At 52.9% G+C, this 255-nt stretch carries 1 protein-coding gene; it reads left to right on the top strand.

The window, feature by feature from the left end:
- Nucleotides 1–26 precede the first annotated feature (26 nt).
- The coding region (locus E0D98_RS27000) for a DUF3987 domain-containing protein (protein WP_131891729.1) at nucleotides 27–255 on the top strand (229 nt) is incomplete at its 3' end.

Raw genomic sequence — 255 nt, forward strand, 5'->3', positions numbered from 1 at the left:
TTATATCTGTGTGTAGTGAGGTTACTATGTCATTCGGTCAGCCTTGTGATGAGTTTCCCCTGAGTTCGCTGCCTCCACTCATTCGTGATGCCGTTATTGAAGCTCAGCAAATTACGCAGGCTCCCCTGGGGCTTGTGGCAGCGTCTGCCCTGGGCGCTGTTTCACTTGTCTGCCAGAATCTGATTGATGTCTGCAGACTGAATACACTGCGGGGGCCGGTCTCTCTTTTTTTCCTGACGCTTGCCGAGTCCGGAG

Origin of the sequence: Escherichia sp. KCJ4928, assembly GCF_004352695.1 — a bacterium.
In the GTDB taxonomy this organism is placed as follows: domain Bacteria; phylum Pseudomonadota; class Gammaproteobacteria; order Enterobacterales; family Enterobacteriaceae; genus ECMA0423.